This window comes from Streptosporangium sp. NPDC049248, from assembly GCF_040678965.1.
Lineage (GTDB): Bacteria > Actinomycetota > Actinomycetes > Streptosporangiales > Streptosporangiaceae > Streptosporangium > Streptosporangium fukuiense.
Genome location: NZ_JBFAQY010000033.1, coordinates 111,537 through 118,353, shown reverse-complemented (window position 1 = coordinate 118,353; position 6,817 = coordinate 111,537). Strand labels below are relative to the sequence as shown.

The following is a 6,817-nucleotide window of genomic DNA, read 5'->3' as shown; positions in this document are numbered from 1 at the left end:
GACGCGGTCGTGCGCAGTCTCGGGGTCCCGTCCGAGTCGGTGCGGGTCCTGGTGCGCGAGCTGCCGCCGACCCACTCGGCCCCGGCCCGCCTCGTGCTTTCTACGAGCGCGCCCTGCGCTCCGCGATCGTCTCGCCGTCCGCGGCCCAGTGGGTCGGCGGCAGCTCGCGCACCAGGACCCGCACCGACTCGGACGGGACCCCGAGACTGCGCACGACCGCGTCGTGCACGGCCGAGATCATCTCGCGCAGCTCGGACTCGGTACGGCCGGTCAGCAGTGAGACGTCGATGATCGGCATGGTGGCTTCCCTTCTGGTTGGGATGGGACGGTCAGCTGTCCTGGCGTACGAGGGGTTCCTCGGCCGTGTCACCGGCCAGTCGCACCTCGGCGAGGTCCACGCCCTTGGTCTCCGGCAGGGTGAACACCAGGATCAGCAGCCCCAGCGCCATGGCGCCGACCGGGTACCACAGGGCGGTGGTGATGCTGCCCACTTCGGCCCCGATCGCGACCATCGTCGCCGGCAGCAGCCCGCCGAACATGCCGACGCCGAGCTGGTAGGGGATCGAGAGGGCGGTGGCGCGTACGCGGGTCGGGAACACCTCCGCCATCGCCGTCGCGGCCGGCCCCTGAGCCATCTGCGCGAACGCGACCAGTGCGAGGAGCAGCAGCGCGACGGTGAGGACGGGCCCGTCGAAGAAATCCCCGATGCCAGTGATCTTGATCGTGTTGGCCGATCCGTCGACCGGGTACCCGGCCGTCTTGAGCGCCGCCAGTAGTTCGTCCTTCATCTGCGGACCGCCGAGGACCTCGGTGTCGTTCACGAGGACCTTGGTGGTGCCGATGGCGTCCTGCCGGTCGAAGGTGACCGAGTTGGACTGGAGCACGTTCCGCGCCTGGTCACAGTCGGAGGTGAACGTGGCGGTGCCCGCGGGATTGAACTGGAAGGAACACTCGGCCGGGTCGGCCTGAATGGTGACCGACACCGTCTCCTGCGCCCGCGCGAGCTCCGGGTTCGCCGTCGAGACGATGGCGCCGGTGATGGGGAACGCGAGCACCGCGGCCAGCCCGAGCCCGGCGAACAGCACCGGCCGTCGCCCGATCCTGTCGGACACCCAGCAGGCGAGAACGCACAGGAAGAACCCGATCAGCATGATCACCATGAAGATCGCGTTGACCGTGAAAGCGTCGGTCTTGAGGTAGGTCTTCATCGTGGTCACCATGTACACGGTGGACAGGTAACCGATGAACGACTGCGCCGCGGCCATCACGAACACGATCGCCACCATGCGCACCCGTGCCCGCGAGCCGAACGCCTCGCGCAGCGGCGCCTTGGTCCGGGTGCCCTCCTTCTTCATCTTCAGGAACAGCGGGCTCTCGTTCAGCTTGCTGCGGATCCACACCGAAAGCACGAGCGGCACGACGGAGATGATGAACGGCACCCGCCAGCCCCACTGCTCGAAGGCGTCCGCGCCCACGATGGTCTGCACCAGCAGTTGCACGCCCAGCGACAGGCTGAAGGCGAGCGCCGTGGTGCCGGTCAGCCAGCCGACGAAGAACCCGCGCTGCCGCGGGGGGGCGTACTCGGAGACGTAGGTGACCGCGGCGCCGAACTCGCCGCTGACCGCGAGTCCCTGCAGGATGCGGCAGGTCACCAGCAGGATCGGGGCCAGGATGCCGATCGAGTCCGCGGTGGGCAGCAGGCCGACGGCGACCGTCGAGACGCCCATCAGCACCAGCGTCATCAGGAACACGACCTTGCGGCCGACCAGGTCGGTGATCCGCGCGAACACCAGCGCGCCGATCGGGCGGACGATGAACCCTGCGGCGAAGGTCAGCAGCGCGAACACGGTCTGCGCCGTCGCGCCGTAGCCGCTGAAGAAGTTGCTGCCGATTACGGGGACGAGTGCCGCGTACAGAAAGAAGTCGTACCATTCAAACGCCGTACCTATGGCCGACGCACCGACTACCTTGAGTTCTTGTTTGTTCATCGGCGGTTTCCTCCAGCCTGAAATGCTTCCCCCCACCTCGGGGCACGACGGCGGGTTGGAGCGACCGTAGAACCGGCGGTGACGGAAGCAACCACCTGATTTCCGGTGTGTGGGAATACCCTGGAAGTCGTGCCCGCCACGGTCCACGGTCGGCCACCATGACGGCGAACACGTGGACGGTCGATCGGGCCGTCGAGGCGTTGCGCGCGGCGGAGTCGGCCCGTGCCACGCGCCACCCCATCGCCGAGGACTGGTCGCTCTTCCCAGGGGAATCCCGAAGATCGGAACGACGGCCGGGTCGACCGTGAAAGGGCGCGGGTCATGTCCACGGGAGAGCAGCGGGCAGGGTCGACCGGTCCCGGCAGTGTGGGGATGTGACCAGCTCATCGCGTGAGTCGCTAGCCTAAGGCGCGATGAACCGTTTCACGACGTCGAGAGGTGAGTTCGACCTCACCCGCTTCCCCGAGGATCCCCGCGACCCGTTTCGCGCCTGGGACGCCGCCGACGAGTACCTGCTGCGGCACCTCGACGACGAGCAGACGGACCTGTCGGGCACCGTGGTCGTGCTGGGCGACCGGTGGGGCGCCCTGGTCACCGCGCTCGCCGATCACCGTCCCGTGCAGATCACCGACTCCTTCCTCGGCCGGCAGGCGACCCTGGCGAACCTGGAGCGCAACAAGGTCGCCGGGGAGGCGATACGGCTCCGCACCACCGGGGACGCGCCGCCGGACCGGATCGACGTGCTGCTCATCCGGGTGCCCAAGAGCCTCGCACTCCTTGAGGACCAGTTGCACCGCCTCGCACCGCACGTGCATTCCGGCACGGTGGTCGTCGGCGCCGGGATGGTCGCCGAGATCCACACCTCGACGCTGAGCCTGTTCGAACGGATCCTCGGGCCGACCAGGACGTCGCTGGCGGCGAAGAAGGCGCGGCTCATCTTCTGCACACCGGACCCCGGGCTTCCCCGGGGCGACAACCCGTGGCCACGAAGCTACCCGCTGCCCACCGGGATCGGAGCCGTCTCGGGCCTGACCGTCACCAACCACGCGGGCATCTTCTGCGCCGACCGCCTCGACGTCGGCACCCGCTTCTTCCTGAAGAACCTGCCGCGGCGCCGTGGACCCGAACACGTCGTCGACCTGGGCTGCGGCAACGGGGTGGTCGGGCTCGCCGCAGCACTGGGAAACCCCGAAGCCCAGGTGACGTTCATCGACGAGTCCTACCAGGCGCTGGCCTCGGCGGAGGCCACCTTCCGGGCGAACGTGGCCCCCGGCACCACCGCGGAGTTCCTGGCGGCCGACGGCCTGTCGGGCGTACCGGCGGGGACGGTGGACCTGGTGCTGAACAACCCGCCGTTCCACACACACCGCGCGACGACCGACGCGACGGCCTGGCGCATGTTCAACGGCTCCCGCGCCGCGCTCCGCCGCGGCGGCGAGCTGTGGGTGGTCGGCAACCGGCACCTCGGCTACCACGCGAAACTGCGCCGCCTCTTCGGCAACTGCGAGGTCGCCGCGAGCGATCCCAGGTTCGTCGTACTGCGAGCCGTCAAGCGCTGACCGCCAACGCCGCGCAGGAACGGTGGAACCTGTGGCTCGGCACGCTCCCCGGCCTCTGCTTCGACGACATCGCCGTCCGGCCCTTAGGCACGATGTCGACGGAGTGCCGTCCGGCCTCGTCATCGAGGCCTTCGAAGGCACCGAAGAACCATGTCTCGGTCGCCGCTGGGGATTTCTACACTGCCGCCGGCCCCCTCAAGGATCGCGTTTCACAAGAGGCGAAGGCCATGTCTGTCCGCCCAGGCCGATATGGCTGCGGCGATCAACACGGGCTGGTCCTCCGGCGTGTGATGCCCGGCGACGGCCTCGGAGTGTTCGATCTCCAGGTCGGCGATGTTCGCCGCGCACCACGCGATGATGTCCTCGTGCATCATCGCCCCCGGCCCGGACGCGAACGTGAGCAGTAGCTTGGGCACGTCCGTGCCGGCCTTCAGCCACCGGTCGTACGCCTCGATCCTGGCCACGACGTCGGCGGGCTCACCGCCCAGCGGCATCGAGCGCGGCCACTGCAGGAGCGGCAGCCTGCTCTCCCGGGTCGGATACGGCTTGCGGTAGACGTCGAGGTCGCCCTGGGTGAGCGCCGTGGCGACGGTGCCGGGCAGGGCCTGCTCGATGAAGGCGTTGTCGTCGAGGATCATGGCTTCGCCGATGCCGGCTGTCTTGATCGCCTGGAACAGCCGCCGTCCGCCTTCGGGAAACTCCTCCCAGGCCATCGGCTTGACAATGGTCTCGGTGAACGCGATGCCGCGTACCCGGTGCGGGTGGCGCGCGGCCCAGTCGAAGGCCAGGGCGCCACCCCAGTCATGCCCGACCAGCACCACGTCCTGAAGGTCGAGCGCGTCGAACCAGGCGTCCAGGTAGCGGGCGTGGTCAGCGAAGGTGTAGTCGATATCGGGTTTGCCCGACTCGCCCATACCGATGAGGTCGGGGGCCAACAGCCGTCCGGATCCTATGGCCGGCATGACGTCCCGCCACAGGTACGACGAGGTCGGGTTGCCGTGCAGGAAGACGACCGGCACCCCGGTGCCGGACTCCCGGTAGTACATGGTCGAGCCGAGGATGTGCTGAACAGGCATGATGCGTTCCTTTATCGGAGGTTGAGCCGGGTGATGCGATCGACCGCGATCTCGATGACCACGCGGCCCGGCGGAGCGGGCGGCGGCGCTCCATAGCGCGCGGTGTAACGGCGTGCGCCTTCGGCCACTCGCCCGGGTGCGTCGTGCACGGTGGCGAGTCCTTCGAGCGTCACCCACCGGAACCCCACCGCCTGGCAGAGCGCCGCGCGCCCGCCCGGCCCGGTGATGAGGTTCCTGGCCTTGCGAGTGGTGTCGACGGTCAGGACACGGGCCAGCCCCGCCTGACCGTCCCAGGTGAAGCGCACCGCGACCACGTGCGGCGAGCCGTCGGGACGCAGGGTGGTCAGGGTGGCCACGTGCGGTTCGGCGAGGAAATCCTCGACCGCCATGCTCACCGGAAGGCTGCCACGCTGCGCTCGGCCCAGGCGGCGAAGGTGGCCGGCGCCCGGCCCAGGACACGTTCGACTTTCCCGGTCGCACCCGTTACCACGATCATGTCGATCTCCCCGACTCAGAAGTAAGTTAGTTGACTAACTTTGTCGAGTGAGACGGTAGCACAGCCAGGCCGTTGGCTGTCTATAGTTAGTCGGGTGACTAACTCAATGGATTCCCCGCCCTCTCGGCCGAAGGCCGCCGGTAAGCGGCAGCGACTGATGGCGGCCACCGCCCGGGTCCTGCACGAGCAGGGCGTGGAACGCACGACCATCGCCGACATCGCCCGCGCCGCCGACGTCCCGGCGGGCAACGTGTACTACTACTTCAAGACCAAGGACGAACTGGTCGAGGCCGCCCTCTCCGAGCACACCAAAAACCTGGAGGCCCTCACCGGCCGGCTCGACCAGCTCCCCGACCCGCGCGAACGCCTCAAGGGCCTTGTGAACGCGTGGGTCGGCCAGCGCGACATCACGGCCCGCTACGGCTGTCCCACCGGCACCCTTGCCGTCGAACTCGACAAACGCACCGAGAGTGGCCTCGACGTCGCGGCGGGCCATGCCATCCGCCGGCTGCTGGACTGGGTGGAACAGCAGTACCGCCAGATGGGCGTGGCCGACCCCGAGGGCCTCGCGCTGACGTTCGTCGGCGCCTACCAGGGCATGTCCCTGCTCTCCAATGCGCTGCGCGACCCGGAGATCATGACTCGGGAGGGCGCCCGCCTCGTTCGCGAGCTCGACGGCCTGGCATGACGCACGCCGGCCCAAGGCCGAACTCCGGGTCAGTGCCCGCCGGTGTAGCGGCCGGCGAGTTCGGCGCCGATCCGGGCCAGCTCGGCCTGGACGGAGCGCGGTTCGACCACCTCGACCATCGCGCCCCAGCCGGCCAGGTGCCGGGCGATGTCCAGCGAGGTCGGCGCGCCGAGGCGGACCCGGACACGCCCCTGGTCGAGTTCGGCGTCGATGTGGCAGTGCCGCCCGAAGTGCGTTCGCAGCACCGGCACGAACCTGGCCTCGATGAGCACGGTCGCCCAGGTACGTGACCGCCGCCGCTCCACCTCGCCGACGACCTGTCGCCACGCGGTGGCGAGTGTGAAGTCGTCCGGGCGCTCGGCGGGCTGGTCGGTCGGCTCGGCCCCGACGATCCGATCGACGCGGAAGGTCCGCCGCCCTCGTTCGGTCCCGGCGAGCAGGTACCAGATGTCGTCCTTGTCAACCAGACCCCACGGGTCGACCAGCCGTTCGGTCCGCTCCCGGGCGCTGTCGACATAGGTCAGGCGGACTTTTCGCCGGCGGATCACGGCGGTCTGCAGCAGGTCGACCAGCTCGGGTCGACGGCGATCACGCTCGCCCCACCGGGCAGAGTCGATCATCGTGGCGTCGGCGGCGGCCTCGGCGTCGGCCCGGAAGGTCCGCGGCAGTGCCCGCACGAGTTTGCGCAGTGCCGCCTTGGCCTCACCCGAGACCGCCGCGGCCGGGCCGACAAGCAGGAACAGCGCCTGCGCCTCGGTCGCCGACAGGCCACTGAGATCGGTGCGGGCGCCACCGACGAGCGACCAGCCGCCGCCCCGTCCAGGCTGCGGATACACCGGGATGCCGGCCGCGGACAGCGCCTCCAGATCGCGGCGGGCGGTGGCGACGGACACCTCCAGCTCGGCGGCCAGCTCGGCGGCGGTCACCCGCCCGCGGGCCTGCATGAGCAGGAGGGTGGCGACGAGACGATCAGCGCGCATGTTCCCATTTTCTCCAACAAAGTGCTCAAT

7 protein-coding genes are annotated in these 6,817 nt (G+C 69.3%); 2 read left to right on the top strand and 5 right to left on the bottom strand.

Annotation, left to right across the window (positions count from 1 at the left end):
- Positions 1 to 100 precede the first annotated feature (100 nt).
- Together AB0K21_RS38435 and AB0K21_RS38430 are read right to left on the bottom strand one after the other, a co-directional pair.
- Entirely contained in the window at positions 101 to 298 is a 198-nt protein-coding gene (locus tag AB0K21_RS38435) for a 4-oxalocrotonate tautomerase family protein (RefSeq protein WP_343961416.1), read from the bottom strand.
- Between the two features lie 31 nt (positions 299 to 329).
- A complete protein-coding gene (locus tag AB0K21_RS38430; protein WP_364157180.1) occupies positions 330 to 1,988 on the bottom strand; it encodes an MFS transporter in 1,659 nt (552 codons plus the stop codon).
- A gap of 413 nt (positions 1,989 to 2,401) precedes the next feature.
- Here AB0K21_RS38430 and AB0K21_RS38425 point away from each other — a divergent pair, with 413 nt between their 5' ends.
- Positions 2,402 to 3,547, top strand: a complete 1,146-nt coding sequence (locus AB0K21_RS38425; RefSeq protein ID WP_364157177.1) for a methyltransferase — start codon at positions 2,402 to 2,404, stop codon at positions 3,545 to 3,547.
- Between the two features lie 209 nt (positions 3,548 to 3,756).
- Here the strand turns inward: AB0K21_RS38425 and AB0K21_RS38420 are convergent, their stop codons facing one another.
- Positions 3,757 to 4,623, bottom strand: coding sequence for a haloalkane dehalogenase (locus AB0K21_RS38420; protein WP_364157174.1), 867 nt, complete (start codon positions 4,621 to 4,623; stop codon positions 3,757 to 3,759).
- 11 nt (positions 4,624 to 4,634) lie between these two features.
- Positions 4,635 to 5,012, bottom strand: coding sequence for a TIGR03618 family F420-dependent PPOX class oxidoreductase (locus AB0K21_RS38415; RefSeq protein WP_364157171.1), 378 nt, complete (start codon positions 5,010 to 5,012; stop codon positions 4,635 to 4,637).
- Between the two features lie 201 nt (positions 5,013 to 5,213).
- Here AB0K21_RS38415 and AB0K21_RS38410 point away from each other — a divergent pair, with 201 nt between their 5' ends.
- Positions 5,214 to 5,807, top strand: a complete 594-nt coding sequence (locus AB0K21_RS38410) for a TetR/AcrR family transcriptional regulator (protein ID WP_364157168.1) — start codon at positions 5,214 to 5,216, stop codon at positions 5,805 to 5,807.
- 29 nt (positions 5,808 to 5,836) lie between these two features.
- On the opposite strand, the gene AB0K21_RS38405 is transcribed toward AB0K21_RS38410, so the two are convergent.
- Entirely contained in the window at positions 5,837 to 6,787 is a 951-nt protein-coding gene (locus AB0K21_RS38405; protein ID WP_364157165.1) for a YafY family protein, read from the bottom strand.
- Between the last annotated feature and the right edge of the window lie 30 nt (positions 6,788 to 6,817).

Bases quoted from the DNA above. Each gene is read 5' to 3' on its own strand.
- AB0K21_RS38405 (WP_364157165.1), bottom strand. From the start codon at position 6,787: ATGCGCGCTGATCGTCTCGTCGCCACCCTCCTGCTCATGCAGGCCCGC.
- AB0K21_RS38425 (WP_364157177.1), top strand. From the start codon at position 2,402: ATGAACCGTTTCACGACGTCGAGAGGTGAGTTCGACCTCACCCGCTTC.
- AB0K21_RS38420 (WP_364157174.1), bottom strand. From the start codon at position 4,623: ATGCCTGTTCAGCACATCCTCGGCTCGACCATGTACTACCGGGAGTCC.
- AB0K21_RS38430 (WP_364157180.1), bottom strand. From the start codon at position 1,988: ATGAACAAACAAGAACTCAAGGTAGTCGGTGCGTCGGCCATAGGTACG.
- AB0K21_RS38415 (WP_364157171.1), bottom strand. From the start codon at position 5,012: ATGGCGGTCGAGGATTTCCTCGCCGAACCGCACGTGGCCACCCTGACC.
- AB0K21_RS38435 (WP_343961416.1), bottom strand. From the start codon at position 298: ATGCCGATCATCGACGTCTCACTGCTGACCGGCCGTACCGAGTCCGAG.